The 25,761-nt window shown below is 69.9% G+C and carries 25 protein-coding genes; 9 read left to right on the top strand and 16 right to left on the bottom strand.

Annotated elements, in window-relative coordinates:
* Window positions 1–13: 13 nt before the first annotated feature.
* Window positions 14–808: a thymidylate synthase gene (locus MKK64_RS18180; protein WP_243936391.1), complete on the bottom strand. Its 795-nt coding sequence runs from the start codon at window positions 806–808 to the stop codon at window positions 14–16.
* Between the two features lie 121 nt (window positions 809–929).
* Between MKK64_RS18180 and selA the strand changes: the two genes are divergently transcribed.
* A complete protein-coding gene (gene selA / locus MKK64_RS18175; RefSeq protein ID WP_243936275.1) occupies window positions 930–2,351 on the top strand; it encodes an L-seryl-tRNA(Sec) selenium transferase in 1,422 nt (473 codons plus the stop codon).
* Window positions 2,352–2,522: 171 nt separating this feature from the next.
* Complete coding sequence (locus MKK64_RS18170) at window positions 2,523–2,999, top strand: MarR family winged helix-turn-helix transcriptional regulator (protein ID WP_147726067.1); 477 nt, start codon at window positions 2,523–2,525, stop codon at window positions 2,997–2,999.
* A gap of 13 nt (window positions 3,000–3,012) precedes the next feature.
* Here the strand turns inward: MKK64_RS18170 and MKK64_RS18165 are convergent, their stop codons facing one another.
* The 3 genes from MKK64_RS18165 to MKK64_RS18155 all read right to left on the bottom strand — a co-directional run bounded on the left by MKK64_RS18165 (window position 3,013) and on the right by MKK64_RS18155 (window position 6,377).
* A complete protein-coding gene (locus MKK64_RS18165; protein ID WP_243936274.1) occupies window positions 3,013–3,534 on the bottom strand; it encodes an SRPBCC family protein in 522 nt (173 codons plus the stop codon).
* A gap of 51 nt (window positions 3,535–3,585) precedes the next feature.
* Entirely contained in the window at window positions 3,586–4,920 is a 1,335-nt protein-coding gene (locus MKK64_RS18160) for an alpha-amylase family glycosyl hydrolase (protein WP_243936272.1), read from the bottom strand.
* Window positions 4,921–4,982: 62 nt separating this feature from the next.
* Window positions 4,983–6,377, bottom strand: a complete 1,395-nt coding sequence (locus MKK64_RS18155; protein WP_243936270.1) for a pentapeptide repeat-containing protein — start codon at window positions 6,375–6,377, stop codon at window positions 4,983–4,985.
* 185 nt (window positions 6,378–6,562) lie between these two features.
* Between MKK64_RS18155 and MKK64_RS18150 the strand changes: the two genes are divergently transcribed.
* Window positions 6,563–8,854, top strand: coding sequence for an FdhF/YdeP family oxidoreductase (locus MKK64_RS18150; protein ID WP_243936268.1), 2,292 nt, complete (start codon window positions 6,563–6,565; stop codon window positions 8,852–8,854).
* A 103-nt stretch (window positions 8,855–8,957) separates the two neighbouring features.
* Here the strand turns inward: MKK64_RS18150 and MKK64_RS18145 are convergent, their stop codons facing one another.
* From MKK64_RS18145 to MKK64_RS28285, 5 genes are all read right to left on the bottom strand, one after another.
* The gene (locus MKK64_RS18145; protein WP_243936266.1) at window positions 8,958–9,173 is read right to left on the bottom strand and encodes a hypothetical protein; all 216 of its coding nucleotides are present in this window, start codon (window positions 9,171–9,173) and stop codon (window positions 8,958–8,960) included.
* A gap of 101 nt (window positions 9,174–9,274) precedes the next feature.
* Entirely contained in the window at window positions 9,275–9,976 is a 702-nt protein-coding gene (locus MKK64_RS18140) for a BA14K family protein (protein ID WP_243936264.1), read from the bottom strand.
* A 116-nt stretch (window positions 9,977–10,092) separates the two neighbouring features.
* Window positions 10,093–11,325 (bottom strand): acyl-CoA dehydrogenase, encoded by a 1,233-nt coding sequence (locus MKK64_RS18135; protein ID WP_409567968.1) that lies wholly within the window; start codon window positions 11,323–11,325, stop codon window positions 10,093–10,095.
* Between the two features lie 128 nt (window positions 11,326–11,453).
* Complete coding sequence (locus tag MKK64_RS18130) at window positions 11,454–12,371, bottom strand: AEC family transporter (RefSeq protein ID WP_279593246.1); 918 nt, start codon at window positions 12,369–12,371, stop codon at window positions 11,454–11,456.
* A 116-nt stretch (window positions 12,372–12,487) separates the two neighbouring features.
* Entirely contained in the window at window positions 12,488–13,420 is a 933-nt protein-coding gene (locus tag MKK64_RS28285; protein WP_243936261.1) for a 3-hydroxyacyl-CoA dehydrogenase NAD-binding domain-containing protein, read from the bottom strand.
* 114 nt (window positions 13,421–13,534) lie between these two features.
* Here MKK64_RS28285 and MKK64_RS18120 point away from each other — a divergent pair, with 114 nt between their 5' ends.
* The 5 genes from MKK64_RS18120 to MKK64_RS18100 all read left to right on the top strand — a co-directional run bounded on the left by MKK64_RS18120 (window position 13,535) and on the right by MKK64_RS18100 (window position 18,204).
* On the top strand, window positions 13,535–14,515 hold the full coding sequence (locus tag MKK64_RS18120) for an ABC transporter substrate-binding protein (protein WP_243936260.1): 981 nt from the start codon (window positions 13,535–13,537) through the stop codon (window positions 14,513–14,515).
* A complete protein-coding gene (locus tag MKK64_RS18115; RefSeq protein ID WP_243936259.1) occupies window positions 14,515–15,324 on the top strand; it encodes an ABC transporter permease in 810 nt (269 codons plus the stop codon). Before MKK64_RS18120 ends, MKK64_RS18115 begins: the two co-directional genes overlap by 1 nt.
* Window positions 15,325–15,331: 7 nt before the next feature.
* Window positions 15,332–16,126, top strand: coding sequence for an ABC transporter ATP-binding protein (locus MKK64_RS18110; protein ID WP_243936258.1), 795 nt, complete (start codon window positions 15,332–15,334; stop codon window positions 16,124–16,126).
* A 94-nt stretch (window positions 16,127–16,220) separates the two neighbouring features.
* A complete protein-coding gene (locus MKK64_RS18105) occupies window positions 16,221–16,874 on the top strand; it encodes an ABC transporter ATP-binding protein (protein ID WP_147726065.1) in 654 nt (217 codons plus the stop codon).
* Between the two features lie 88 nt (window positions 16,875–16,962).
* Window positions 16,963–18,204 (top strand): capsule biosynthesis protein, encoded by a 1,242-nt coding sequence (locus tag MKK64_RS18100; RefSeq protein ID WP_243936257.1) that lies wholly within the window; start codon window positions 16,963–16,965, stop codon window positions 18,202–18,204.
* Between the two features lie 28 nt (window positions 18,205–18,232).
* On the opposite strand, the gene MKK64_RS18095 is transcribed toward MKK64_RS18100, so the two are convergent.
* Window positions 18,233–18,973, bottom strand: a complete 741-nt coding sequence (locus MKK64_RS18095) for a general stress protein (protein ID WP_243936256.1) — start codon at window positions 18,971–18,973, stop codon at window positions 18,233–18,235.
* A gap of 197 nt (window positions 18,974–19,170) precedes the next feature.
* Between MKK64_RS18095 and flhA the strand changes: the two genes are divergently transcribed.
* Complete coding sequence (flhA, locus tag MKK64_RS18090; RefSeq protein WP_147728230.1) at window positions 19,171–21,318, top strand: flagellar biosynthesis protein FlhA; 2,148 nt, start codon at window positions 19,171–19,173, stop codon at window positions 21,316–21,318.
* Here the strand turns inward: flhA and MKK64_RS18085 are convergent.
* From MKK64_RS18085 to fliI, 6 genes are all read right to left on the bottom strand, one after another.
* Complete coding sequence (locus tag MKK64_RS18085) at window positions 21,230–21,751, bottom strand: hypothetical protein (protein ID WP_243936255.1); 522 nt, start codon at window positions 21,749–21,751, stop codon at window positions 21,230–21,232. The two genes, flhA and MKK64_RS18085, sit on opposite strands and share 89 nt — an antisense overlap.
* Window positions 21,748–21,891 (bottom strand): hypothetical protein, encoded by a 144-nt coding sequence (locus MKK64_RS18080; RefSeq protein WP_243936253.1) that lies wholly within the window; start codon window positions 21,889–21,891, stop codon window positions 21,748–21,750. Before MKK64_RS18080 ends, MKK64_RS18085 begins: the two co-directional genes overlap by 4 nt.
* A gap of 41 nt (window positions 21,892–21,932) precedes the next feature.
* A complete protein-coding gene (locus MKK64_RS18075; RefSeq protein ID WP_243936251.1) occupies window positions 21,933–22,268 on the bottom strand; it encodes a hypothetical protein in 336 nt (111 codons plus the stop codon).
* A gap of 52 nt (window positions 22,269–22,320) precedes the next feature.
* A complete protein-coding gene (locus MKK64_RS18070) occupies window positions 22,321–23,373 on the bottom strand; it encodes a lysylphosphatidylglycerol synthase domain-containing protein (RefSeq protein ID WP_147728231.1) in 1,053 nt (350 codons plus the stop codon).
* Between the two features lie 179 nt (window positions 23,374–23,552).
* The gene (fliJ, locus tag MKK64_RS18065) at window positions 23,553–23,960 is read right to left on the bottom strand and encodes a flagellar export protein FliJ (RefSeq protein WP_147728232.1); all 408 of its coding nucleotides are present in this window, start codon (window positions 23,958–23,960) and stop codon (window positions 23,553–23,555) included.
* 86 nt (window positions 23,961–24,046) lie between these two features.
* Window positions 24,047–25,402, bottom strand: a complete 1,356-nt coding sequence (fliI, locus tag MKK64_RS18060) for a flagellar protein export ATPase FliI (protein WP_147843018.1) — start codon at window positions 25,400–25,402, stop codon at window positions 24,047–24,049.
* Window positions 25,403–25,761 lie beyond the last annotated feature (359 nt).

Genomic DNA, 25,761 nt, shown 5'->3' with positions numbered 1-25,761 from the left:
GTCGGGGACGGCATCAGACGGCCACCGGCGCGCGGATGGCGGGATGGGGCTCGTAGCCCTCGATCGCGATGTCCTCGTAGCGGAAGGCGAACAGGTCGCGGACCTCCGGGTTGAGGCGCAGCGTCGGCAGCGGCCGCGGCGCGCGCGTGAGCTGGAGGCGCGCCTGGTCGAGGTGATTCCGGTAGAGATGCGCGTCACCGAAGCTGTGGACGAAATCGCCGGGGCGCAGCCCGGTGACCTGCGCGATCATCGCGGTCAGCAGGGCGTAGCTTGCGATGTTGAACGGCACGCCGAGGAAGGCGTCGGCCGAGCGCTGGTAGAGCTGGCACGAGAGCCGCCCGTCGGCGACGTAGAACTGGAACAGGCAGTGGCACGGCGCCAGCGCCATCCGGTCGAGGTCGGCCGGGTTCCAGGCCGAGACGATGAGACGGCGCGAATCGGGATTGCGGCGGATCTCGTCGACGACCCAGGCGATCTGGTCGACGGTGCCGCCGCCGGGCTTCTCCCAGGAACGCCACTGCTTGCCGTAGACCGGGCCGAGATCGCCCTGCGCGTCGGCCCACTCGTCCCAGATCGTCACGCCGTTGGCGCGCAGCGCGCCGACATTGGTGTCGCCGGTGAGGAACCACAGCAGCTCGTGGATGATCGAGCGCAGGTGCAGCTGCTTGGTGGTGACCAGGGGAAAGCCCCGGCCGAGATCGAACCGCATCTGGTGGCCGAACACCGAGAGGGTGCCGGTGCCGGTGCGGTCTTCCTTGGCGCAGCCCTCGTCGAGGATGCGGGTGAGCAGCTGGTGATACGCGTCCATCATCCGACTTCCTGCCCGCGTTCGCGGGCGTTGCCAAGAGCGGGTCGCGGGCGGAGGGCCGACGGCGCGCGTGCGGCTTCGCGGGACTGGATGGAGCAGTCCGACCTGCTATCACTCGTTCATGGCTTCACGTGCGTCCGCTCCCCGTCCTCGCGAACAGGCACAGGGCGCGCGACCTCCCTCCGTCGAGCGGCTTCTCGGTGACGAAGCCTCCGTCGCGCTGGTGGAGAGGTTCGGCCGAACCGCTCTCCGGGACGCGATCCGCGACGATCTCGCCGCGATCCGGGCCGGCGGGGATGGCGTGCCGGAGGCGGCCGAGATCCTCGCCCGCGTCGGCCATGCTCTGGCCCGGCAGGCGAGCCCGTCCTTGCGGCCGGTCTTCAACCTCACCGGCACCGTTCTGCACACCAATCTCGGCCGCGCCCTGCTGCCGCCCGAGGCGGCCGCCGCGGTATCGGCGGTGATGACGGGCGCGAGCAACCTCGAGTTCGACCTCGCCACGGGCGAGCGCGGCGAGCGCGACGACCATGTCGAGGCGCTGATCTGTCGGCTGACCGGGGCGGAGGCGGCGATCGTCGTCAACAACAACGCGGCGGCCGTCTTCCTCGTCCTGAACGCGCTCGCGATGCGCAAGGAGGTGGTGGTCTCCCGCGGCGAGCTCGTGGAGATCGGCGGCTCGTTCCGCGTGCCCGACGTGATGGCGCGGGCCGGGTGTCGCCTGCGCGAGGTCGGCACCACGAACCGGACCCACCTGCGCGACTTCGACGAGGCGCTCGGCCCGCGCACCGGCCTGGTGATGCGGGTCCATCCCAGCAACTACGAGATCCGCGGGTTCACGGCGCAGCCCCGCGAGGAGGCGCTCGGCGCGCTCTGCCGCGAGCGCGGCGTGCCGCTGGCGCTCGACCTCGGCAGTGGCAGCCTGATCGATCTGGCCGCGCATGGCCTGCCGCCGGAGCCGACCGTGCGGGCCGCCCTCGCCCATGCCGACCTCGTCACCTTCAGCGGCGACAAGCTCCTCGGCGGGGTCCAGTGCGGGATCGTCGCCGGGCGCGCCGACCTGCTGCGTAAGGTTCGCAAGAGCCCGCTGAAGCGCGCGTTGCGGGTCGACAAGATGACCTACGCCGCGCTCGAGGCGACGCTGCGGCTCTACCTGCATCCCGAGCGCTTGGCCGAGCGCCTGCCGACGCTGCGCCTCCTGACGCGCCCGGCCGAGGCGATCGACGCCCAGGCGCGCCGGCTCGCGCGGGAGGTGGCACGTCGCCTCGCCGGCCGGGCGGAGGTCGCGGTCGCGGCCTGCAGCAGCCAGATCGGCTCGGGCGCCCTGCCGGTGGAGACCTTGCCGAGCGCCTGTCTGGTCCTGACCCCGCCCGCGGGCGAGGGCGGGCGCCGCGGCGGTGCCTGGCCGAAGCGCATGGCCGCCCTCCTGCGCGATCTGCCGGTCCCGGTGATCGGCCGGATCGCCGACGGCGCCCTGCACCTCGACCTGCGCACGCTTGAGGACGAGCCCGGCCTGCTCGCGAGCCTCGACGCGCTCGCCGCCTAAGACGGCAAGTGGCTCCATGCAATAAGTGGCTCTATGCAATGAGGTTTGCGACGGAATTTCACGTTCGCCCCCTCACCGATCGGACATATCGTGCTATGCGGGAAGGCCGGGGCGACGCGCGAGCGCGACGGAGACTCGCGCGTGACGATGTGGGCGACTGAGATGGCGTGCATGACGGAGGCGACGCGGGAGGCGCCCGAGGCGGAAGCCGAGCGGACCAGGGATCCCCTGCTCCTCGACAACCAGCTCTGCTACGCCCTCTATGCGGCCGCGCACCGGATGACGAAGTCCTACCGCCCGCTGCTGGAGCGGATCGGGCTGACCTACCCGCAATATCTTGTGCTGATGGTCCTGTGGGAGACCGACGGGGTCACCGTCTCCGAGATCGGGCGGCGCCTGCGCCTCGATTCCGGCACGCTGACGCCGGTGCTCAAGCGGCTCGAGGCGGCCGGCTTGCTCCAGCGCAACCGACGCCGCTCCGACGAGCGCGAGGTCGAGATCGCCCTGACCGAGAAGGGGCGTGCCCTGCGCGCCGACGCGGCGGAGGTGCGCCAGAGCGTCATGTGCCAGCTCGACCTGACCGAGCCCGAGGTGCAGGCGATGCGCATCGACCTGAACCACCTCATCGACAGCCTGTCGAAGGACTGACCGCACGGCTCGCCTAGGGAGCGGCTTCCTTGGCGATGCCGGCGAGGCCCGCCTCGTAGACGCCGGCGATGTCGGCGACCGCCTCGGCCTCGGTCATCCCCTCCGCCTCGAAGCGCGCGGTCCAGGTGACCGTCGCGCCCTTGCCGATCGGCGTGACCGAGAGCGTCGACGTGTAGCCCTTCGCCGGCAACGGCCCGGAGACGAGCCTGTAGGAATAGCTCAGCGCCGCCTCGTCCCGCGCGGTCTCGATCTCGATGAGCGTGCCGAGGCCGCCCGCCGCGACGAGGGCGCGCACCGGGGCGCCGTCTTCCGATGACAGCGTGCAGCGCGTCACCTGCGGGTGCCACCGCGCGATGTCGCAGAAGCCGCCGATCAACGACCAGATCGCGGCGGGCGGCGCGGCGACGATGCGGGAGCGGGTCACTTCCAGCGCCGAGGCGGCCCCGGCATGCGCGACGATGCCGAGCGAGACCGCGAGGACGAGGTGTCCGGGCGACGGCTTGCGGATCCCGGTCGTGCGCGCTCGCGTCTGCATGGTCGGCCTCGTCCGCTTCACGATCTCCACCTAGGGCGGCGCGCCCGGCGATCACGCCTTTGCCGCGAGGATCGCCCATCCGTGCGGCGAAAGGCGGATGCGGGCCTGAGACTCGCCCTCGCCGATCACCTCGCCCTGCCCGGCTTCGAGGCCGAGCGCGCCCGGCGCCGGCTGCTCCGACGGCTCGTCCGACAGGTTGAGGGCGAGGAGGAGCCGTTGCCCGTCGCCGTGCGCTTCCAGCGTCAGGGCGGTGTTGGTCAGATGCAGCGCGCGCGTCCGCGCCGTGTGCAGCCACGGATGCCGCCGGCGCAGGGCGATGAGGTCCTGATGCAGCCGGTAGGTCGGCCAGCCTTCCGGCGTGAGGTCGTCGGGGCTCGGGGGGAAGGCCGGGCGGACGGCGTCGTCGCCGCCGGCCCGGTCCTCCTTGATGCCGCGGAAGGCCTGCTCGTCGCCGGCATAGATCGAGGGCGTGCCGCCGACGGTGAGCAGTACGGCCAGGGCATGGGGCAGGTGCCGGATGTCGGCGATCCGGCTCGCGATCCGGGTGACGTCGTGGTTGCCGACGAAGGTCATCGGCACGAAGGCGTCGAGAAAGTCGTCGTGCCGCTTCAGGGCGTGTGCCAGCTCGAACAGGTTGCGGTCGTTGAAGCCGCTCCAGATCGCCTTCCACAGCTCGTACTGCGTCACCGAATAGAGGCCGGTCTCGGCGATGATGCCGGCGTAATCGCCGTGGATCACCTCGCCGACGAGGTAGGCGTCCGGATGCGCCGCGCGGACCCGCGGCAGGACGCGCGTCCAGAAGGCGCGCGGGACGGCGTAGGCCGCGTCGAGGCGCCAGCCGTCGGCGCCGCGGGCCAGCCAGTGGTTCATCACCGCGACGACGTGGTCGGCGACCTCTGGGTGGTCGTGGTTCAGGGTGACCAGGGCGCTGTGGCCCTCGAAGCAGCGGTGGTCCGGCACGTCGCCGGGGTTGGTGCCCTCCGGCCAGGACAGGTGGAACCAGCCGGCCCGGGCGGCGGACGGGCCCTCGTCGAGGACAGTGCGGAACGCCGGAAAATCCTGCCCGACATGGTTGAACACGCCGTCGAGCAGGACCTTCAGCCCGCGGGCATGGGCCGCCGCGATCAGCCGGTCGAAGTCGGCCTCGTCGCCGAGCCGCGGGTCGATGCGCAGGTAGTCGATCGTGTCGTAGCCGTGGGTCTCGGACGCGAAGATCGGGCCGAGCGCGAGGCCGGTCGCGCCGAGATCGGCGGCGTAGTCGAGCCAGGCGACGATGTGGTCCAGGCGATGCGCGACCTCGGCGCCGCGTCGGCGCGTGCCTTCCGCCCCGACGAAGCCGAGCGGGTAGACCTGCCACCACACGGTGTCGCGAATCCAGTCGGGCATGAAGGTGCGTGATCCTCGGCCGGCGCGGCCCTGCCCCGTGACATAGGGCGCGCCCGGCAAAATCAGCGGCGCAGCCGGTTGCCGAGCACGAAGCCGTAGAGCCCCATCAGGATGATGCCGGCGGCGCCTTCGATGCCGACGAGCAGGTTGGTGAAGCGGCCGATCGGCTTGACGCCGATCTCCGGCGGGTTCGCCGTCATCATGTTGAGCGCGCTGTAGCTCAGCCAGTCGACGGCGTTCCGGGTCGGCTCGGTCGACCCGTCCGGGATCAGGCCGCCGGCGAAGCCGAACAGGACCGCGAAGACGACGATCAGGATGGCGAAGGCGCGGGCGATCCGCGACAGGCTCTCGCCGTAGTCGCACAGCCACTCGACGAAGCGGTCCGAGGTCCAGCGGTAGCCGTGGCGCAGGAACGCCCGCCCGTCCCGTGCGGTCCAGGCCGCGCGGGTCTTCTCCCCGGCCTCGAACCGTCCCATCCTTCGGCCGCGCTTGTACGCCCAGCTCGCCTCGTCGTGGCTCCCGATGCTCTTCAGGTTCTGCTCCAGCGCGAGGTAGCTCGCCTGCGCGCCGGCGTAGTCGCCCGCGGCCTCCTCGCCGACCATGCCGCCGAGCTGCTCGATCCGCATCCGCGTGCCGTTGAGCCAGGCGCCGGCGAAGCGGGCATGGTGCAGCTTGCACGTGACGAAGTTGAGCCGGACCAGGCTGGTCTCCGAGAGGTCCGCGCCGGAGAGGTCGGCGCCGTCGAGCTTGACGTTCGAGAGGTTGGCGCCGCGAAGCCGCGAGCCGACGAGGCGCGCCTTGGTCAGGCTCGCGCCCTCGAAGTCCGCGTGCGTCAGGTTCACGTCGGAGAGGTCGGCCTCGTCGAGCCGCGCCCCCTTGAAGCTGGTGTCGTCGGCATCCGCCCCGGTGAAGTCCGCGCCCCACAGGTCGGCGCCGGAGAAGTTCGCGCCGTCGAGCAGCGCCTGCGGGAACTTCGCGAAGCGCAACGCCGCGTCGTCGAAGCGTGCATCCTCCAGCATCGCCTCGCGGAAGCTCGCCTGGCCGGCGACGATGCCCCGGAAATCGGTGCCGCTGAGGTCGGCCTCGCCGAGGTCGGCCTCTTCCAGGTTCGCGCCGGCGAAGGTGGCGGAGCGGCCGACCGCGCCGGAGAGGTTCGCCCGCCGCAGGTTCGCGGCCGAGAGGTTCGCCCCTTCCATCCGGGCCCGGTCGAGGACCGCGTCGGCGAGGTTCAGGCCGCCGCATTCGGGGTCCCACCACGCCGGCGCGGGCGCCTCCGGGTCGATGCGCTGCGCGAGCGTTGCGCCCGCGGCGTCGATGCGCACGAGATCGAGCCCGTGCTCGCCGGTCCCGAAGCGGGTGCTCCCCGCGGCGGCGATCCGGTCGAGGACCGCTTCGGTTCGGGCGTCGCGCGGGGCGTCTGCGGCGCGCGGCAGCGGGGTCTCGTTCCGGTCGGACAATCGGGGGCGTGCTTTCGATGATGGCCGGGGCGAGCCGTAGCACGGCCGACCGTCCGCCGCCGACCCTGCGCGCGCGCGATGTTTGCCGCATGCGCCCGACCGGACCCTTTCGCACCGACGGACGGTTCTTCCCCGATGATCGCGCCTTCGGCCCGATCCGCGAACGCGAAGTTGGAGTCTCGGGAATGACGGATTCGGTGCAGCTCGATCCCTACGAGGGGCCGGCCGGCGGCTGGGGGTCGGCGAAGTCGCTGACCGAGATCCTGCTGCGCGAGCAGATCCCCGTCACCGGCGGGTTGATGCTGCGCCACCAAAACAAGCCCGGCGGGTTCATGTGCGTCAGCTGCGCCTGGGCCAAGCCCGGCAAGCCGGCGGTGTTCGAGTATTGCGAGAACGGCGCCAAGGCCACCGCGTGGGAGGTGACGCGCAAGCGCGTCGGCGCCGACTTCTTCGCCGCCCATACCGTGACCGAGCTCGCCGGCTGGCGCGACTACGATCTCGAGGAGCTCGGCCGCCTCACCGTGCCGCTGCGCTGGGACGCGGCGACCGACCGGTACCGGCCGGTCTCGTGGGACGACGCCTTCGCGGAGATCGGCGCCGAGCTGAAGGCGCTCGAGCCGAAGCAGGCGGTGTTCTACGCCTCGGGCCGCGCCTCGCTCGAGACCTCGTACATGTACGGCCTGCTGGCGCGGCTCTACGGCAACAACAACCTGCCCGACTCGTCGAACATGTGCCACGAATCGACCTCCGTGGCCCTGCCCGAGAGCATCGGCTCGCCGGTCGGCACCGTGTTGCTGGAGGCGTTCGAGCATACCGACTGCATCCTGTTCTTCGGCCAGAACCCCGGCTCGAACGCGCCGCGGATGCTGCACCCGCTGCAGGACGCCAGCCGGCGCGGCGTCCCGATCATCACCTTCAACCCGTTCCGCGAGCGCGGGCTGGAGCGCTTCACCAACCCGCAGGCGCCGCTCGAGATGCTGACGCGATCCGAGACGCGGATCTCGTCGCAGTACCTCCAGGTGAAGGCCGGCGGCGACCTCGGGGCGATCTACGGCATCTGCAAGGCGCTGCTGGCGCTCGATGACGCGGCGATCGCGAGCGGGGCGGAGCGGGTTCTCGACACCGCCTTCATCGCCGAGCACACCCAGGGCTTCGAGGCGTTCGCGGCCTCCGTGCGCGAAAAGACCTGGGACGAGCTCGAGCGGCATTCCGGCCTGACGCGGAAGGCCTTGGAGCAGACGGCCGCGACCTACGCCAAGGCGAAGGCGACGATCGGCGTCTACGGAATGGGGCTGACGCAGCACCGCATGGGCGTCGAGACGGTGCAGGCCCTGGTCAATCTGCTCCTGATGCGCGGCAACATCGGGAAGCGCGGCGCCGGCATCTGCCCGGTCCGGGGGCACTCCAACGTCCAGGGGCAGCGCACGGTCGGCATCACCGAGAAGCCGGAGCTGGTGCCGAACGACAAGCTGCGGCAGCTCTACGATTTCGAGCCGCCGATGGAGAAGGGCCTCAACACCGTCGAGGCCTGCGAGGGCATCCTCGACGGGTCGGTGAAGGCGTTCGTGGCGCTCGGCGGGAACTTCATCCGCGCCGTCCCTGAGACCACGCTGATGGAGGCGGCCTGGAAGACGCTGCGCCTGACGGTGCAGATCTCGACCAAGCTCAACCGCAACCACCTGATCCACGGCGAGGTCGCCTACATCCTGCCCTGCCTCGGCCGGATCGAGATCGACCAGCAGGCCGGAGGACGGCAGGCGGTCTCGATGGAGGATTCGACCGCGTGCATCCACGGCTCGAAGGGCTATGCCGAGCCGGCGGGACCGGAACTGCTTTCCGAGCCGCGGATCGTCGCCGGGATCGCCAAGGCGACGCTGGCGCCCAATCCGCGAATCGACTGGGATCGCTGGGGCAGCGACTACGCCAGCGTGCGCGACGCGATCGAGGCGACCTATCCGGATCAGTTCAAGGACTTCAACGCGCGGATGTGGACGCCCGGCGGCTTCCGCCGTCCGATCCCCGCGGCCGACCGCGATTGGAAGACCGAGAGCGGCAAGGCGAACTTCGTCACCCCCCGCGGGCTGTCGGCCGATCCCGACACCGAGCAGGCTGATCCGGACGTGATGCGTCTCATCACGATGCGGTCGAACGATCAGTTCAACACCACGATCTACGGCTACGACGATCGCTTCCGCGGCGTCAAAGGCACGCGCATGGTGCTGTTCATGAACCGCGACGACATCGCCCGTCTCGGCCTGCGCGATGCGCAGAACGTCGATCTCGTCGGTGCGGCCAACGACCAGGTTGTTCGGCGGGTGGATGGGTTTCGGGTGCTCGCCTACGACATCCCGAAGGGTTGCGTCGGCGGCTACTACCCCGAATGCAATCCGCTGATCCCGCTCTGGCACCATGCCGAGCGCAGCAAGGTGCCCGCGGCGAAGTCGGTCCCGGTGCGGATCGAGGTCGCCTCGGCCTGAGACCGGTCGCGGGCGAGGGACGACCGGCGCTTGGCGGGCGCCGATCCGACGGGCGATCGATCATGGAACGCCGGCCCGAGCCTTTCGGGTCGGCGTTGGGCCGTCAGCCCTCGGCCTGTATCTCGGGCGCCATGTAAGGGCGGCCCTCGGCGGTCAGCGCCCGGTCGACAGCCTCGATCGCGACGAGGATGCGGGTCAGGTCCTCGGCCATCGAGACCGGCGCGAGATCGATCCCGGCGAGCCGCTTGGTCATCGCGTTGCGCTGGCGTGCGAGCACGGTTCGGGCGCGGTGCAGGTCTTCGATTTCGTCGGTCATCATGATGTGAGTTTCCCTTCGGCCCGGCACGGTATCCGGCCGGCAGCAAAAAGCCCCGCGACCCTCTCGGCCGCGGGGCTCTCCTTCAGTTCGGCACGATGCCGTTACGGGCAGGAATGCCGCTGGCCGTCGTTGCCGAGGTAGGTCTGCGACCGCACATCGTAGGAGCGGAAGCGCTGGATGCAGTAGCTCACCGATTCCTGCGGCCCCGGCGCCACCTCGGTCTGAACCTCGGTGTATCCCGGATTGTAGCCGTAGCCGTAGCCGTAGCCGGCCGGCGCATAGCCGCCGCCGTAGTAGTTGTCGTCGTAGCCGTATCCGCCGTAGCCATAACCGAGGCCGCCGCCGATCAGCGCGCCGGTCGCCAGCCCGAGGCCGAGCCCGGCAGCGCCGTATCCGAGGCCGCGACCGTACCCGCCGCGGTACCCACGCCCATAACCGGCGCCGTAGCCCCGGCCGATCCCGCGGTTGGCGAAGCCCGCGTTGTTGGCGAAGCTGCGGTTTCCGCCGAATGCGCCGCGATTGGCGAAGCCGGCATTGCCGCCGAACGCGCCTCGGTTGGCGAAGCCGCCGCCGATCCCGCGATTGGCGAAGCCACCGCCGCCGATGCCGCGACCCGCGAAGCCGCCGCCACCGAAGCCGCGGCCTCCACCGAAGCCACGGCCGCCGCCGAATCCGCCCCCGCCGAAGCCGTGACCGCCGCCGATGCCGCCGCCGCGACCGCCGAAGCCACGGGCGTCGACCGTCGCCGGAAGCATCGCGAGGGCGCCGACCATCAGCGCGGATGTCAGAACAATCCGTTTCATAAGATTCTCACTCGTTCATCGAAATGATGTTGTCGGATAAACAACGCGCGAGAGAGAGAAACGTACCGGTGTATCGTGTGCCCGCGGCGAAACATCCAATCGTCGCGGTCCTCCGGTCAGAAGAAGGCCTGCAGCCCGGTCTGCGCACGCCCGAGGATCAGGGCGTGGACGTCGTGCGTGCCCTCGTAGGTATTGACCGTCTCGAGGTTCTGGGCGTGCCGCATCACGTGGTACTCGCCCATGATGCCGTTGCCGCCGTGCATGTCGCGGGCGGTCCGCGCGATGTCGAGCGCCTTGCCGCAATTGTTGCGCTTGATCAGCGAGATCATCTCCGGCGCCATCTTGCCCTCGTCCATCAGGCGGCCGACGCGCAAGGACGCCTGCAGCCCGAGGGTGATCTCGGTCTGCATGTCGGCGAGCTTCTTCTGGATCAGCTGCGTCTGCGCCAGCGGACGGCCGAACTGCTTGCGCTCCAGGGTGTAGGACCGCGCCCGGTGCCAGCAATCCTCGGCGGCACCCATCGCCCCCCACGAGATGCCGTAGCGGGCGCGGTTAAGGCAGCCGAACGGCCCCTTCAGCCCGGAGACGTTCGGCAGCAGCGCGTCCTCGCCGACCTCAACGCCCTCCATCACGATCTCGCCCGTGGTCGAGGCGCGAAGCGACAGCTTTCCCTTCAGCGTCGGGGCGGAGAGCCCCTTCATGCCCTTCTCCAGGATGAAGCCGCGGATCGCGCCGTCATGCGCGTCGGACTTCGCCCAGACCACGAACACGTCGGCGAAGGGCGCGTTCGAGATCCACATCTTGGCGCCCGACAGGCGGTAGCCGCCGTCGATCTTCTCGGCTCGCGTCTTCATCCCGCCGGGATCCGAGCCGGCATCGGGCTCGGTCAGGCCGAAGCAGCCGATGAACTCGCCGGATGCGAGCTTCGGCAGGAACTTACGGCGCTGCGCCTCGGAGCCGTAGGCGTGGATCGGGTACATCACCAGGGACGACTGCACGCTCATCATCGAGCGGTAGCCGGAATCGACCCGCTCGACGGCGCGGGCCACCAAGCCGTAGGCGACGTAGCCGGCGCCGGCGCAGCCGTACTCCTCCGGGATCGTCACGCCGAGCAGGCCCAGCGCGCCCATCTCGCGAAACAGGTCCGGGTCGGTCTTCTCCTCGGCGTAGGCCTCGACGATGCCGGGCAGCAAACGCTCCTGCGCGAAGTCGTGCGCAACGTCGCGGATCGCGCGCTCGTCTTCGGTGAGCTGGTCGTTGAGCAGGAACGGGTCGTCCCAGACGAAGCCGGCCGACGCCTTGGCCGTGGGGCCGGCGCTTCCGGCAGGCGCGCGCATCGGTGCGTTCATGGTCGGTCCCTCTCCGAGACTGTCTTCGCCGGTTCGGTGGTCCGCCGGTCCGTTGCTCGCGAAGATAGACGGATGCGCGCCGACTTCCACCGCGCCCGGCGCGGCGAAGGGTCAGCCGCGCGCCGCTGTCACGCCCGGCCGAGCAGGGTCAGCCAGGCGATGGTGGTGAAGGGCGCGAGCAGCGTCGAGACCAGCAGGGAGGCCGCGATCAGCCCGGTCTCGGTGCGGTAGCGCATGGCGAGCAGGTAGGCGTTGATGCCGACCGGCATCGCCGCGAACAGGGTCGCGACGCCGGCATAGGCCGGCGGCATCGCGAACACCTTGGTCGCCAGCAGCCACACGATCAGCGGATGCACGACGAGCTTGAGCAGCGCGATCACCACGGCACCCGGCAGGTCGAACAGCACCCGGTAGCGCCGCAGCCCGGCGCCGAGCGCGATCAGCGCGCAGGTCGAGGCGGTCGCCGCGAACATGTCGATCAGCGACTTTGGGATGCTGGACGGGACGACGCCGCCCTGCTTCAGCGCCATCCCGATGAGCAGCGCCACGAAGATCGGGTTGCGGATCAGCACGAGAGCGAGGCCGCGCAGGCGCTGCCACAGGGAGCGACCGGCCTCCGCCTCAATCAGGAAGGTGGCGCAGCCCATCATCAGCGGCAGGTGGACGGCGAGCAGCAGGAAGAGCGGGAACGCGCCCTCCTCGCCGTAGGCCTGCAGGATGGTCGGCACGCCGACGAAAATCGTGTTGGACTGGCTCGCAGCGAAGCCGTGCAGGATCGCGCCCTGCCGCCCGATGCCGTCCCGCCGACGCGCGATCAGCGAGCCGGCGAGCCACGACACGCCGGCGCCGCCGAAATAGGCGATCCAGTAGCCCCAGGCGATCTCGCCTTCGAGGCCGGGCCGGGTCAGCGTCGCGATGATCAGCGACGGCACGGCGATGGCGAAGACGTATTCCGACAGGCCCTCGCTCACCTTGTCGGAGAGCAGGCCGGCGAGCGCGGCGCCCCAGCCGATCAGGATGATCCCGAAGATCGGGACGATGATCATCACGGCGTTCACGGGATGGCCGACCGGTTCGTGTTCGAGGAGGTGCCGCGCATAGCACGCCCGTTGCGGCCGTCGCGCTGCGCCCGGCGCATGGCCGCAGCGAACCCTTGCGCCGGCTACGGCCCGGCCACCTCGGTCCGGGCCTTCAGGATGTCGATCAGCGCCCGGTCGCGGCGGGCTTCGAGGTCGGCGAGCGAGCGTCCGGCCGCCTCCGCCGCGACGCCCTCGACGATCGCGTCCTTCACCGCCTCGCTCAGGTCGGGATGGCCGAGGCTCTCCCAGCGGCGGACCTGGCTCGGGCCGAGATGATCGAGATAGTGCCGGATGCCGCCCGACCCGCCGCCGAGATGGTAGGTCATGTGCGGCCCCATCGCCGCCCAGCGCAGGCCCGGCCCGTTGCAGAGCGCGGCGTCGATGTCGGCGACGCTGGCGACCCCCTCGGCGACGAGGTTCACCGCCTCGCGGTACAGGGCCGAGGCGAGGCGGTTGGCGACGTGGCCCGGCATCTCGCGCCGCAGGATCACCGGGCGCCGTCCGAGCCCGGCGTAGAACGCCGCCGCGCGCTCGGCGACCGCGGCGTCGCCGGCGACGATCTCGACCAGCGGAACCAGGTGCGGCGGGTGGAACGGGTGGGCGACGATCACGCGCTCGGGCGTGCCGCAATCGGCGACGATCCGGCTGCGCAGCATCGCCGAGGTGCTCGACGCGACGATCACGCCGGGGGCCGCCCGCGCGTCGAGCTCGGCTAGGATCGCGCGCTTGACCGCTTTGTTCTCCGGCGCGTTCTCTTGGACGAAGACGGCGCCGGACACGGCTTGGTCGAGCGTCTCGCAGATCTCGAGGCGACCCGTGCCGGTCGGGCCGAGCTCGGCCAGCTGATCGCGGTATCGGGCGACGGACGCAAGCATCCGATCGGCGAAGCCGGGGGCGGTGTCGTAGGCCGCTACATCGAAGCCGTGCGCCAGGAAGAGCGCCGCCCAGCTCGCGCCGAGCGTGCCGCAGCCGACCACGGCTATCGGGCCGGTTTCATCCGTTTCAACAGCTGTCACCGCGTCGCCTCCCTGCGCTTTACTTTCAGTCGAGCCCGCGCCTAGTCAATGCGACGCCCGGCGTACAGCGTCGGGCCAAACGCAGGCGGGACGACCTGCGACCGGAGGACATCGATGTTCAAGCGCGCTTCGGCCGCCGCCGCCGCAATCCTGTTCCTGGCCGCCGGAACGGCGCAGGCCGACGACGTCGTCCGCCTCGGGAACCTGAAGTTCGCCCATTACGGCGCGATCTCGTACATGAAGGAGATCGCCCCGAAGTTCGGCCTGAAGATCGACGAGAAGCAGTTCGCCAAGGGCGCCGACATCTATCCGGCGATGGCAGTCGACCAGATCGACATATCGGCCTCGGGCGCCGACGGCGCGGTGGCGGCGCGCGGCAACGGCGTGAAGCTCTACGTCGTGGCGGGCTTCGCCAACGGCGGCGTGCGGATCCTGAAGCGGCCGGACCTCGACGCGGTGAAGACGCTGAAGGACGTGAAGGGCCTCAAGGTCGCCACCGTCCGCGGCGGGACGCAGGACCTGATGCTGCTCGCCGAGCTCGACAAGCACGGCATGACCTGGGGCGAGCGCGCCGGCAAGGACGTGCAGCTGATCTACTTCAACAACTACGCCGACCTGAACCAGGCGCTGGCGCAGAAGTACGTCGACGTGATCTGCCAGTCGGAGCCGCAATCTACCCAGGCGATCAGCGCCGGATGGGGCGTCGAGGTGGTCAAGCCCTACGACACGCCGATCGGCATTCCGGTGCGTCCGCTCGTCATGACCGAAAAGATGTACAACGAGAAGCCCGAGATCGCGGGACGCGTCCTCAAGCTGTTCGTGGCCGCGACCAAGGCGTTCATCGACGACCCGGCGCTCGCCGAGAAGTACGTGCGGGAATCGGTCTTCAAGGGCCAGCTTTCGAGCCAGGACTTTCGCGACGGCATGGCCAACGCGAGCTACACCTACGACGTCCCGGCCGGCCACATGCAGACGACCACCGACTACATGATGAAGTATGGCCTGGGTAAGATGGTGACCCCGCCCAAGAGCGACGCCGAGTGGGTGAAGACCGATCTTCTCGACAGGGCCAAGGCCGAGCTGAAGATCAAGTGATGCGGCTGTCCTCGCTTCGCGGCGCGATCGTCCCGGTCGGGCTGCTCGTCCTCTGGGAGATCCTGAGCCGGGTCGGGGTGTTTTCGCCGATCGTCCTGCCGCCGCCGAGCGCGGTCGCGGTGAAGTGGTATGCCGGCCTCCTGCCCGCCCTCCCCTACGAGCCGGGCCAGGAGAGCTACGTCGCCTGGCTCTTCTCCGGCGAGATGCCCCACGACGCGGTGTCGAGCCTGACGCGGGTGCTGTCGGGCTTCGTCATCGGGGCCGGGCTCGCGGTGCCGACCGGGCTGATGCTCGGCACCAGCGACCGGCTCTACGCGCTGTTCAACCCGCTGCTGCAGGTGCTGCGCCCGATCCCGCCGATCGCCTACATCCCGCTCGCCATCGTCTGGTTCGGGCTCGGCAACCCGCCGGCCCTGTTCCTGATCGCGCTCGGCACCTTCTTCCCGGTGCTGGTCAACACCATCGCCGGCGTCCGGCAGGTCGACTCGATCTACATCCGCGCAGCCCGGAACCTCGGGGCGAATTCCTGGACGATGTTCCGCCGCGTGATCCTGCCGGCGGCGAGCCCCTACGTGCTGGCCGGCATGCGGATCGGGATCGGCACGGCCTTCATCGTCGTGATCGTCGCCGAGATGATCGCGGTCTCCGACGGCCTCGGCTACCGCATCCTCGAGGCGCGCGAGTACATGTGGTCGGACAAGATCATCGGCGGCATGCTGACGATCGGCATCTTCGGCCTGATCATCGACGGCGCGATGAGCCGCCTCAACGACCACCTGCTGCGCTGGCATCGCGGCCTCGAGCGATAGGCCGTTCATGTCCGCAGAGATCGTCGTCGCGAACGCCGTGAAGGTGTTCGGCTCCGGAACCGCCGCGGTCGCGGCGCTGCAGGACATCACCGCCACGGTGCCCGAAGGCCAGTTCCTGTGCCTGCTCGGTCCGTCGGGCTGCGGCAAGTCCACCCTGCTGAACGCCATCGCCGGCTTCACCCCGCTGACCGACGGGCGGATCACGCTGGGCGGCCGCCCGGTGACCCAGCCGGGGCCGGATCGCGGCATGGTCTTCCAGGAATACGCGCTGTTCCCGTGGATGAACGTCGAGGACAACGTGCGCTTCGGCCTCGACATCAAGGGGGTGCCCAAGCCCGAGGCGACCGTCACCGTTGACCGCATCGTCGCGACGCTCGGCCTTTCCGACTTCCGCAAGCGCTATCCGAAGGACCTGTCCGGCGGCATGCGCCAGCGCGTCGCGATCGCCCGCGTCCTGGCCCTCGACCCGCCGGTGATGCTGATGGACGAGCCCTTCGGCGCGCTCGACGCCCTGACCCGCCGAACGCTGCAGGACGAGCTTCTCCGAATCTGGTCGGAATACCGCAAGACGATCGTGTTCGTGACGCACTCGATCGAGGAGGCGATTTACCTCGCCGACCGCATCCTGGTGATGACCTACCGCCCGGGCCGGATCAAACGCGACGTCGTCGTGCCGATGCCGCGCCCGCGCGATCCGGCGAGCCAGGACTTCAACGCGATCAAGCGCGAGCTCGGCGCGTTGGTGATGGAGGAGCAGCAGCGCTTCACCAACGCCGAGTTGCACGCCCCGGCCGTCGATTAGGCGCGTGGCCGGCCATCCTCAGATTCGCCGTTTTCGGTGCGCACAGCCGCGGGGCGGCCTGCCGACCCGGTCGCGCCGAGGAGACCGGCCCGCGGTGATCCGCTTCGAGAACGTCACCAAGATCTACAAGACCGACGGCCACCGCCGCACGATCCTGGAGCGGGTGTCGCTGACGCTGAAGCCCGGCATCAGCTACGGCATCCTCGGGATCAACGGCGCCGGCAAGTCGACGACAATGCGCATGATCGGCGGCACCGAGGAGCCGACGAGCGGCAAGATCAAGCGGAACCTCCGGGTCTCCTGGCCGCTCGGCTTCGGCGGCGGCTTCCACCCGATGATGACGGGGCGCGACAACGTGATCTTCGTCGCCCGGGTGTACGGCGAGGACCCGAAGCGGGTGCTCGACTACGTCGAGGACTTCTCCGAACTCGGCAGCTACCTCGACGTGCCGATCCGGACCTACTCCTCGGGCATGGGCTCCCGCCTCGCCTTCGGGATGAGCATGGCGATCCCGTTCGACTGCTACCTGATCGACGAGGTCACGGCGGTCGGCGACGCGCGCTTCCAGCGGCGCTGCTCGGAGGTGTTCGCCGAGCGGCGCAAGTCGGCCGACGTCATCATGGTGTCCCACTCGATGGAGACCATCCGCGAGTGGTGCACGCAGGGCATCGTGCTGATCAACGGCCGCGCGATCATCTACGAGGACGTCAACGACGCGATCGAGGTCTATCGCCGCCTGAACGCGTGAGGATGCGCGGCGCAGCGGACATCGTTTCGCCGCGCACGAAGCCGAGGGTGGTCGCCGCCTCCGCCGGGACAACGGAAACAGCAGGTCCATGAACGTCGAGATCCGCAATCCCCAGGGCCAGCCGCTGACGACCGCCGACCGGTCCAAGGCGGTGGCGGAGTCGCTGAGCCAGATCGCGCGGCTGTCCCGCTTCGCCGACCGCAAGAAGGGCATCCGCTCCTACCAGAGCCACGTAAAGAGCGATCCGTGGCTGCCGATCCTGTTCGTGCTCTGCTTCGTCCTGCCGACCGCGCTCGGCGGGATCTACTACGGCCTCATCGCCTCCGACCGCTTCGTCACCGAGGCGCGCTTCGCGCTGCGCCCGGCGCTCGGCGGCGCCGAGAAGGCTACCCCCGACGCGGTCGGCACCAACGCCGGCGTTCCCAAGGAGATGCTGGCCCAGGACGTGCTGATCACGCACCAGTACGTCCTCAGCCGGCCGATGCTGGAAGTCATCCAGGCGAAGCTGCCGATCCGGGAATGGTTCAGCCGGGATCAGATCGACTTCTTCTCCCGCTTCGACGCCGAGAAGCCGATCGAGAAGTTCCTGAAATACTGGCGCGAGCGCGTGAACGTCGAGCTCGAGGGCAGCTCCGGCATCATGTCGCTGACGGTGTCGGCATTCGACCCGGCCGAGTCGCTGGCGATCACCAAGGCGGTGATGGCGGAAGCCGAGCGGATGGTGAACGAGCTCAGCATGCGCGCGCGCACCGACGCGGTCGCCGAGAGCAACCGCGAGATGCGCCTCGCCGAGGAACGCCTCGCCAAGATCCGCCTCGCGGTGCGCGACCTGCGCAACCGGGACGGCGTCCTCGACGCGCAGAAGGCCAACGAGACCAATCTGAAGGTGATCGGCGAGCTTCGTGCCGCGCGCATCAACCTGTCGGTTCAGCTGACGATGTCGCTGCGCGACCTCGCACCGGAATCGCGCCGGATCCAAGACATGAAGGCGCAGATCAAGGACCTCGACGACAACATCAGCCGGATCGAGCGTCAGTCAGCGAGCCAGGATCCGGAGCAGAAGCGCCTGCTTTCCGACGCGCTGACGCGCTTCGAAGCCTTGGACAACGAGCGCAAGGACACCGAGAAATACTACGCCAAGGTCATCGCGGCCAACGAGCGCGCGCGGATGATCGCGGCGCGGCAGATCGAGTTCTTCAGCCCGATCGTCGAGCCGGTGCTGGCGGAATCCTCGACGCAGCCGCGGCGCCTGCTGATGAGCAGCCTGGTCGCGGCGGGCGCGGCGGTGTTCTTCGCCGCCGCCCTGTTTGCCCGCAAGCAGATAACCTGATCGCCGCAAGGCGACCAGGTTCGGGGGGTCAGCGGCGGTCCGATCCGAAGGTCTGGGTCGGCGCAGGCGGCGTGCCCGCGGCCTTGTGCTCCTCCGCCGGCAGCAGGGTGTGGCCGCTCTCGGTGTCGAGCCCCGTCGTGGTCGAGCCCGCGGCGCCGGTCGCGGTCGACCCGATCTCACCCCTCGCCCCGTCCGAGCCGGTCATCCCGCCGGTCCAGCCCTGTGCCCGCCAGCCCTGCGCCCTCTCGTCGAGATCGATCGAGCCGTGCCGATCGAGGATGGCGAGGACGCGGTCGGCATGGCCCTCGTCGACGCGCGCGGTGACGAGGGTCCCGCCTCGGCGCACGCCCTCCGCATAGGTCTCCGCCTCGTGCTCGCTGAGGCCGGCGCCGGTCAGCGCGCCGAGTAGCCCGCCCGCCGCCGCGCCGACGCCGGCGCCGGCTGCGGTCGCGATGAGCCAGCCCGCCGCCACCACCGGGCCGATGCCGGGAATCGCCAGCATCCCGAGCCCCGCCAGGAGGCCGGCGCCGCCGCCGAGCACGGTGCCGAGCGTCGCGCCGGTGCCGGCGCCTCCGACGTTGGCGTCGTTCGGGTCGGACGAGCGCGTCGGATCCCCGACGGGGGCCAAGCGCCCGGCGTGCCGATCCTCGGCGTTGTTCGCGACGATGCTGATGTCGCCGTGCGGAATGCCCTCGGCCTCGAGCTTGTCGACCGCGCGGGCTGCCGCGTCGTAATCGTCGAACAGGGCGGTGATGGCTCGCATCGCCATGGGCATTCCTCCGGTGTCGAACCTGGGATCGCGCAACCCGCCTGGACGGCGGGCCCGATCCCGAGCCCGTTCAAGCCCCGGGATCCGAGCCGGGTTCCAGCTTGGCCTTAGGCATCGATCGCGTCCGTTAAGGCGCCGCTAACCATCCGCCCGGCAGATCTTGCCGGGTCCGCCCGTCGCGGGCGGGAGCGGTGGACATGAGCGAGACGGCGATCGCGTCGGAGCGGAGCGGAGGCCTGTCGGCGCTCGCCGGCTTCTCGATGCCGAACCGCGCCAGCCTCGATGCGCTCACCAAGCGCACCGACCTGTTCTTCGCCACCGCGGTGATGGGCATCCTCGCGGTGCTGATCTTCCCGCTGCCGTCGGTGCTGCTCGACCTGCTGCTCGCCGTGTCGATCATCATGTCGGTGCTGATCATGATGACCGGGCTGTTCATCGACAACCCGCTCGAGTTCACCGTCTTCCCGACGCTGCTGCTGATGGCGACCATGCTGCGGCTGGCGCTCAACCTCGCCTCGACCCGGCTGATCCTCGGGCACGGTCACGAGGGCACGGCGGCGGCCGGCCACGTGATCGAAGCCTTCGGCAACTTCGTGATGGGCGGCAACTTCGTCATCGGGATCATCGTGTTCGCGATCCTGATCATCGTGAACTTCGTCGTGATCACCAAGGGCTCGGGCCGCATCGCCGAGGTCGCGGCGCGGTTCACCCTCGACGCGATGCCCGGCAAGCAAATGGCGATCGACGCCGACCTCTCGGCCGGCCTGATCGACGAGAAGGTCGCCAAGGCGCGGCGCTCGGCGCTCGAGGAGGAATCGTCGTTCTTCGGCGCCATGGACGGCGCCTCCAAGTTCGTCCGCGGCGACGCGATCGCGGCCCTGCTCATCACCTTCATCAACGTGGTCGGCGGCATCATCATCGGCGTCGCGCAGCAGGACATGGCGATCGGCGCGGCGGCCAAGAGCTACACCCTGCTCACCATCGGCGACGGCCTCGCCTCGCAGGTTCCGGCGCTGATCGTCTCGACCGCGGCCGGCATCCTCGTCTCGAAGGCCGGCGTGAAGGGCTCGGCCGACAAGGCGCTCGGCAAGCAGCTCGCCAACTACCCGAAGGCGCTCGGCATGTCCTCGGGCGTGATGGTGCTGATCGCGCTGATGCCCGGCATGCCGATGCTTCCGTTCCTCGCCCTCGCCGGCGCCTCCGGCTACGCCGCCTGGCGGTTCGCGAAGACCGCCCGCGAGGCACCCCCGCTCGATGCCGCCGGCGTGCCGATGGACGCGGCGGCGGTGGCGGCCGCGGCCAAGGAGAAGGAGGAGACGGTCACCGACCTCCTGAAGCTCGACGAGCTCAAGCTCGAGATGGGCTACGCCCTCCTCGCCCTCGTCAACGGCGAGGGACAGGACCGGCTGACCGACCAGATCAAGGCGCTGCGCCGGCAGCTGGCGGCCGATCTCGGCTTCGTCATGCCCTCCGTTCGGATCCTCGACAACGTCCAGCTCGATGCCAACGCGTACGTCGTGCGCGTGAAGGAGATCGAGGCCGGAACCGGCCAGATCTTCCCCGGCCAGTTCATGGCGATGGACCCGATGGGCGGGCAGGTGCAGCTTCCCGGCCAGCACATGCTGGAGCCGACCTTCGGCCTGCCGGCGACCTGGATCGACGCGTCCCTGCGCGATCAGGCCCAGCTCAAGGGCTACACGGTAGTCGATGCGGCCACCGTCGTCTCGACGCACCTCACCGAGATCATCAAGGCGCACGTCTCGGAACTTCTCAACCACGTCGAGGTCTCGAAGCTGCTGCGCGAGCTGTCCAAGGAGCACGCCGACCTGGTCAAGGAGGTCGTGCCCTCGCAGATCAACACCACCGGCATCCAGCGGGTGCTGCAGTTCCTGCTGGCCGAGCGGGTCTCGATCCGCGACCTCGGCGCCATCGTCGAGGGCATCGCCGAGGTTGCCGGATCGATCAAGAACCCGCGCGACATCGTCGAGCACGTCCGCGCGCGACTCGGCCGCCAGATCTGTGCGCAGTATCAGGGCGCCGACGGCATGCTGCCGATCATCACCCTGTCGCCGGCTTGGGAGCAGGCCTTCCTCGATTCGATCGTCGGCGAGCGCGACGAGCGCTACCTGGCGATGCAGCCCTCGAAACTCACCGAATTCGTGCAGACGGTGCGCGACCGGTTCGAGACCGCCGCCCGCATGGGCGAGATGCCGGTGCTCGTCACCTCGGTCCAGGCCCGGCCGTTCGTCCGCTCGATCATCGAGCGCTTCCGCCGCGAGACGCCGGTGATGAGCCAGGCGGAGATTCACGCGCGGGCGCGGCTTCGCAACGTCGGCTCGGTGTGAGGTCCGGCGGCGGATAATCGAGCGGCAGGCTTCGAACGCCGCGGCGATAGGGAAATCGCGCGCGTTGCAGCGGATCCGGACCCGTGAAGATCAGGCGAACCCGGAAGGCGACCGGGCTCGCGCAGAGCAGGTAGTCGCGCAGGTTCGGCTCGTCCGGCAGGAACCACGCCGTGGTGAGGTAACGCGCGTCGTCCCGCACCCATCCGGGGATCGGCAATGCCCAACGGCGTGCAAGATGCTCGGCGATCGCACCGAGATAGGCGTCGGCGCGGCGGTCGCCGACGAGTCCGGGATCGCCGGCGATCATCGCCGCCTGGCGCTCGATCTCGCCGTCGAGCGCGTAGAATGCGTCGAGGAACTCGCGGCTGTGATGATCCCATTCGCCATCCTCGCGGATGCGGATGGCGAGCGCGTGCAGCGTGGCGGGTCTCACGACGACGCGTCCAGGACGCCCGAAAAGCGGAGTTGCGCATCGATCGCCGGGGCTTCGTCGTAGATCGACGCGTCGAGGGCGTGCAGGCTTTCCAGGTCGAGGATCCCGAGATGGGCGGCGAGCGTGCGTGCATCGTCCATGTCGCGCGTTCCACGATCGAGGCTGCTCAGGGCGCGGAGCTTCATGGCGAGGAGATCATGCGGACGGGCACGAGCGTCCTCAGCCCCGGGGGGTCCTCGCTGGGATAGGTGCCCGACACATCGAACAAGCTCTCGGGCTCGTCGAGGGGCGTGAACATGCCGACGGCATTGTTGAGCCAGTCGGGATCGAGTCCCATCAGCCCGGCGACCCGGGCGACGGATGGCGCGAGCGTCGCCTCGTCGAAGCCTTCCCGCACCACCACGTCGACGTCCCGCGTCGATCGCCGCCATGCGACGCGAAGGATCAGAGCGCCGCCACGGTGCACGGCCAGTTCGACGAAAAGGCCGCGCGGCCAGATCCGCTCCGAGGGCCTCAAGGGCCTGCCGCAAGCGCTCGTGGCCGAGCGGTTGCGGCATAAGCCCTGTCTCTCACACCGTCTTCTGCTTCAGGTCCCGCTCGATCTTCGCCGGATCGAGGCCGGGCGCGACGAGCGGCGGGTCCGGCGTGGGGGCTGCCGACGTCCCGGTCCCGCGCAGGGCGCCGGCCAGGCGGTTGCGCTCGTAGAGCAGCACCACGATCACCGAGATCAGGAACGGAAGCCAGAAATAGAACATCCGGAAGACGAGGAGCGCGGCGATGATCGAGGGCCGAGCGATGTCGGGCATCGCCACCACGAAGACCAGCTCGAACACGCCGAGGCCGCCCGGCGCGTTCGAGACCAGCGCCGCCGAGAACGAGGCGAGGAAGACCGCAAGGACCACGAGGAAGCCGGGATTGTGCGCCTCGGGCAGCGCGAAATAGATGATGCCGGCGGCCCCCAGCAGCTCCAGCGGGGCCGCGATGATCTGCCGGATCATGATCGGCGGGCGCGGGTACTCGAGCTTGAACGACCGGATCGTCAGCGGCTTCAGCCGGAGCAGCGAGCCGGCGATGTAGAGCGCGACCGCGCCGAGCAGGACAGCGCCGAGGGTGCGGGCGGTGCTCGGGTTGGTGAGGATCGCCGGCAGGTAGCCCTGGAGGCGCGTCAGGGTATCGGGGAGCGCGACGAGCACGAAGCCGCCGAGCAGGATCGTCCCGAGGCCGAAGGTGAAGGAGCACAGGGCCACGAGCACCGCGACCTGCGCGGCCGACAGGCCCTTGGCGGTGTAGGCGCGGTAGCGCACCACCGCCCCGGAGAACACCGAGGCGCCGATGTTGTGCGACAGCGCGTAGGTGGTGAAGGAGCAGACCGAGACGAAGAACGTCGAGATGTGCGTCACGCCGAGATGCAGCAGCGCGATCCGGTCGTACCAGGCCAGAGCGGCGTACGCGACCAGCGTCGACAGGGCGGCGAGCAGGAAGCGGTGCGGCGGGATGGCGGCGAGGCTGCCCTTGATCTCCGACAGCGAGATGCCGCGCAATTCACGAAACAGCAGGTATCCGGAGACGATCACCGCGGCGAGGCCGACGATCGGCCAGATGAAATCGCTGATCTTCTTCATGGACACCGACACCTCGGGGGGAACGCCCCTGATGCGTCAGGACGCGACGCATCGCAAGCACGCCCGCGGGAGCGCGCCTGCGCGGTCTGATGTCATCGGATCATGACGGTTTCGTGCCGCCTTGCCTCTCGCGCGCCCGCGCCCGCGCCCGCGCCTGAGGCGCTGGGGCGCGGCTCGCCTCAGGCGCGGGCGCGGGCGAGGCCGATCCCGTCCATCGCCGCCTGCTCGCGGACGGCTTCCGCGGCGCGCTCGGCCGAGCGCTCGCGATCGTCGAGGATCTCGACCTTCTTCAGGTCCTCGAACGCCTCGCCGAGCTCGGCCTTGGCCTCGGCGAGCTGGCCTTCCAGGGCGATCGCCGATTGGCGCATGTTGTCCCGGCGCGTGGCGGCGGCGCGGGCGTAGGTCGGGTAGGCGAAATGCCCGATGTCGGTGATGCCGGCGCGGGCCTCCTCGTGGACGACCTCGCGGTCGAGCTCCATCGCCATGCGCTGGAAGTCGGCCATCATCATCTCGATCTGGGTGACGCGGCGGCGCTTCTCGTCGACCTGAAAGCGGCGCAGCCGGATCAGCGTGTCACGCGATTTCATGGGATACGCTCACTCCACACAACGCAGGAGATCCAGGCATATGACCCGAGGAGCGGAGGCGGCGAAGGGCCGCCGCACCGCACGTCTCAGGAACCGCCCACGATCTCCGCGAGCCGTGCGTAACCATCGCCGATGGAGGTTGCTTCTTCCTTACCCTGCCCCAGAAAAGCCTCCAATCGCGGCATGAGCGCCACCGCCTCGTCGACCTCGGCCGAGGCGCCGGCGCGGTAGGCGCCGAGGCGGATCAGCTCCTCCATGTCGGCGTAGGTCGCGAGCAGCTTGCGCGCCCGCCGCACCACCGGGAGGAAGGCCGGGTCGCACGACCGCGGCATGGTGCGCGAGACCGAGCGCAGCACGTTCACCGCCGGATAGCGCCCGCGCTCGGCGATGGAGCGCTCCATCACGATGTGCCCGTCGAGGATGCCGCGCACCGCATCCGCCACCGGCTCGTTGTGGTCGTCGCCCTCCACTAGAACCGTGAACAGCGCCGAGATCGTCCCCTCCCCCACGCCGGGGCCGGCGCGCTCGAGCAGGCGCGGCAGCTCCGAGAACACCGTCGGGGTGTAGCCCTTGGCGGTCGGCGGCTCACCGGCGGCAAGGCCGATGTCGCGCTGGGCCATGGCGAAGCGCGTGATCGAATCGATCATGCACAGCACCTTGGCGCCCTGATCGCGGAAATGCTCGGCGACGGAGAGGGTCACGTAGGCGGCGTTCCGGCGCATCAGGGCCGGCTCGTCCGAGGTCGCGACCACGACCACGGACCGGGCGAGGCCGGCGGCGCCGAGGTCGTCCTGCAGGAATTCCTGAACCTCGCGGCCGCGCTCGCCCACGAGACCAATCACCGCGACGTCGGCGGCGGTGTAGCGGGCGAGCATCGACAGCAGCACGGACTTGCCGACGCCGGAGCCGGCGAAGATGCCCATGCGCTGCCCGGCGCACATCGTCAGGAAGGTGTTGAGGCAGCGCACCCCGAGATCGAGCGGCGTCCCGACGCGGCGTCGGGCATGGGCGGGCGGCGGGTCGGCCCGCAGCGGGTAGATCTCCGGCCCGCTGGCGAGCGGGCCGAGGCCGTCCACCGGGCGGCCCAGCGCATCGACGACGCGCCCGAGCCAGGCCGGCGAGGGCCGGATCGCGCCCGCGGCCTCGTCGCGGACGAAGGCGGGGCAGCCGCGGCGGACGCCCTCGAGCGAGCCGAACGGCATGGCGAGCGCCCGGTCGCCCTGGAAGCCGATGATCTCGCACGGGATCAGCCCGGCGCTGCCGGCGCCCTCGACGTCGAGCCGCCCGCCGAGCCGCATCGCGGCGACGGGGCCTGCGACCTCGACGAGCAGGCCGCGAATCGCCACGACCCGTCCGTAGGTCTCCAGCGGCTCGACGCGCTCCAGCCCGGCGCGGATTCCCGAGAGCGTCCGTGCCGCGGTCCCGCCCTGGTCCTGCGTCATTCCTGAAGCCCTAACGGTTCGTTTACCTCCCTCCTTAACACTGCGGTCATCGGGCTTGTAGCGGGGCCGATCGCAGTGCCGGTCCGGGTCCCTCGATCCGCTCAGGACATGCGTGCCGGATGTGGCGGAACGGTCACAAACGGGTGCGGCCCGTTACGGGTGAAGGACTTGGCTGGGGCGGGGGGCGCGGCGTCGGCCGCGGACGGTTTGTGCGGTGAGAACAGACCGCAAACACCGGACGCAAAAAGGTCGAGGCGGGGTCAAACGATCGCTTGCCACACAGAATCAGGTTTTGTTAACGATTAACGAATAGCGTTTCACGTCAATGACGATGGGGCGTCCGTCCACAGGCCGGTGGC

Origin of the sequence: Methylobacterium sp. E-025 (genome assembly GCF_022829705.1) — a bacterium.
Classification (GTDB): Bacteria; Pseudomonadota; Alphaproteobacteria; order Rhizobiales; family Beijerinckiaceae; genus Methylobacterium.
The sequence above is the reverse complement of the archived record's forward strand: the minus strand, read 5'-3'. Positions and strand labels throughout refer to the sequence as shown.